Genomic DNA, 2,566 nt, shown 5'->3' on the forward strand with positions numbered 1-2,566 from the left:
CCTCAATGGTCACGTGAAAACCGGCCAAAGAGAGTCCCTTCAAAACCGGCCAAAGGAAGAGGACCGAGACAGGAGGACTCCTACCCCGCGGACTCGGAGGTCCGCAACTCCATGGCGCCCTTGGTGCGCCAGCTCCGAGGGCCGAACTGGACGACGTGGGCATGGTGCAGCAGGCGGTCCAGCATCGCGGCCACGGCGGCGTTGTCACCCAGGAGCTTGCCCCAGTCCTCTACCGGCCGGTTGGAGGTGATGAGGGTCGAGGCCCTCTCGTAACGACGCATGATGAGCTCGAGCAGGTCCTCGGCGGCGGTGGCTGGCAGCTTGCGCATACCGAGGTCGTCAATGATGAGCAGCGGGGCGCTGGTGAGTGCATCGAGCTTCTGGCGTCGGGTGCCCTCGAGGCTGGACTCGGCCAGCTCCTCGAGCAGGTGGTGGGCCTCGCGGTAGAGGACGCGGTGGCCCTGGGACTGGATGACGGCGCGGCCGAGGGCCTGGGCGATGTGACTCTTGCCGGTGCCCGGAGGGCCGAGGAAGAGCGCGTCCTCGCGCCGCTCGACGAATGCGCCGGTGGCCAGTTCGAAGACGAGGCGGCGATTCATCTTCTTGTTGAAGTCGAAATCGAAGCCATCGAGCTTCTTGGCCGCGTCGCGGAAGGCGCCTTGCTTGAGCCTGCGCTGGATGAAGCCGTCGCTGCGTCGTGTCAGCTCGTCGTTGACGAGGGCGGAGAGGAAGTCGAGCGGAGCGAGCTTCTCTGCTTGGGCTTGGAGGATGCGGGCCTCCACCGCCTGGGCCATGCCGGACAGTCGCAAGGTGGTGAGGGCGCGGGTGATTTCGACGAGATTCATGTCTCGGTGTCTCCTGGATGAGGGGTGGGTTGGGTGAGACGGGCGATGACGTCGCGGTAGTGGGTGAGTTCGCGGATGAGCGGGTCCACCTGGCGCAGGGTGACGGGGGTGGGAGTGCGTCTTTCGAGGTAGCGGCGCACGAAGCGGTAGGAGGGGACACCCACCTCGAGAGCCACCTCGCAGGCGTCGTCGAGGGCGGCGGCGCCGTGCTTCTTCGCCAGGGACAGCACGCCCAGGATGCGACGAGTGCCCGTCTCACCTTCGCGGCGGTGTACCTCGGTGCAGAGGGCGCCGACGCTGCGTCCAGCCCGGGCGGCACGCTCGAGCAGTTGCACGGTGGTGCGCGGCGCGTGGGAGGGCCTGTCCTCTTCGCGTGTGCGGTGGTGGCCGCGAGGGGCGCGGGTGTGCTCCCGCAGCAGTTGCCCCGTGGCGGGCCGCAGCAGTCGCACGTGGAGGCTGTCCCACTGCACGTGCAGCTTGCGGCCGATGTGGCCCGGGGGCACCGAGTAGTACGCGCCGTCCACCTCGACGTGCCCGTCCAGGTGCACCACGCGCTCGCCGTAGGCGTAGTACCGGAAGGGCTCCACCGGCAGGGCCAGCAGCCTCGGGCGCTCCTCGGAGAACATGGCCGCCACCTGGCGCTTGGTGGTGCCGTGGATTCGGGTGTCCGCCCACTTCGCCTCCCACGCGTCGAGGTAGGCCTGGGCGGCCTCCAGCGCCTCGAAGCGCAGGCCCTTGAGCGGCGTGCGCTGCGCGTGGCCCACCGCCGACTCCACCTTGCCCTTTCGGTCCGGGTGGCGGACCCGAGCCGGCAGGGCCGTGGCCCCGTAGTGGGCCAGCACGTCCCTGAAGAGTGGATTGAGGGCCGGCTCGTACACGTCGGCCGCCAGCACGCCCTCACGCAGGTTGTCCAGCACCACCGTGCGTGCCACGCCGCCGAGCCGGCGGAAGGACTCCTCGTGCAGCTGCGCCCACATGCGACTGGAGGACTTCCAGCACAAAAGCCGCACCGACTTGCGGCTGTAGCCCAGCGTCATGACGAACATGCGCGTGCGCCGGTACTTCCCCGTCTCCGGGTGGCGCACCATGGGCCCCTCCCCGTAGTCCACCTGGGCCTCCTCGCCCGGCGCCGTGTGGATGACGGCCTTGGCCTCCGGGCCCTGGCTGTCTCGCAGCGCTCGCACGAAGCGACGCACGCTGATGTAGCTGCCCGTGTAGCCCTGCGTGTCGACGAGCTCCTCGTAGATGGCTCGCGCGTTGCGGCCCACCCTCAACTGCTGCTGCACCAGGTCCACGTACGGCGCGACGATGCTCGCCGACAGCGTCCTGACTCCCGCTCGGCTCCGCTGCGACGAGTCGGTGGTCCCTTCATTGGCCGGTTTTGCTCCGGCGGCCTCCAGCTCGCTCGCCGGACTCACCTCGGTGGTCCCCTCATTGGCCGGTTTTGCCTTGCCCCACCGGCGCGGTGGACGGATGCCCACTCCCGCGGCCTTCAGATAGCCGCTGGCCGTCTCGCGACGTATCCCCGTCACTTCCTCGATACGTCTCAGGCTCCAACCCAACCGCCCCAGGGCGATGACCTGCTGCTGCTTCTCGTCGCTCAAGACGTTGCCCATTCCCCGGGCGGACTCCACGTCCTACCCGCGCGTCAACGTCTCGGCCCTCCCCTTTGGCCGGTTTTCAGGGGACCTTCATTGGCCGGTTTTGGGTGACCACTGAGG

General features: G+C 68.7%; 2 protein-coding genes. Both read right to left on the bottom strand.

All coding sequences use genetic code 11. The annotated features are described in order from the left end of the window. Positions 1-80: 80 nt before the first annotated feature. The gene (istB, locus tag HUW62_RS46700; protein ID WP_176438130.1) at positions 81-845 is read right to left on the bottom strand and encodes an IS21-like element helper ATPase IstB; all 765 of its coding nucleotides are present in this window, start codon (positions 843-845) and stop codon (positions 81-83) included. Next, on the bottom strand, positions 842-2,461 hold the full coding sequence (istA, locus tag HUW62_RS46705; protein WP_176438131.1) for an IS21 family transposase: 1,620 nt from the start codon (positions 2,459-2,461) through the stop codon (positions 842-844). Before istA ends, istB begins: the two co-directional genes overlap by 4 nt. Between the last annotated feature and the right edge of the window lie 105 nt (positions 2,462-2,566).

Origin of the sequence: Myxococcus sp. AM011 (assembly GCF_013372595.1) — a bacterium.
GTDB classification, from domain to species: Bacteria; Myxococcota; Myxococcia; order Myxococcales; family Myxococcaceae; genus Myxococcus; species Myxococcus eversor.

What these genes read in the sequence shown, in the direction of transcription:
- istA (WP_176438131.1), bottom strand. Translation starts at nt 2,461, where the DNA reads ATGGGCAACGTCTTGAGCGACGAGAAGCAGCAGCAGGTCATCGCCCTG.
- istB (WP_176438130.1), bottom strand. Translation starts at nt 845, where the DNA reads ATGAATCTCGTCGAAATCACCCGCGCCCTCACCACCTTGCGACTGTCC.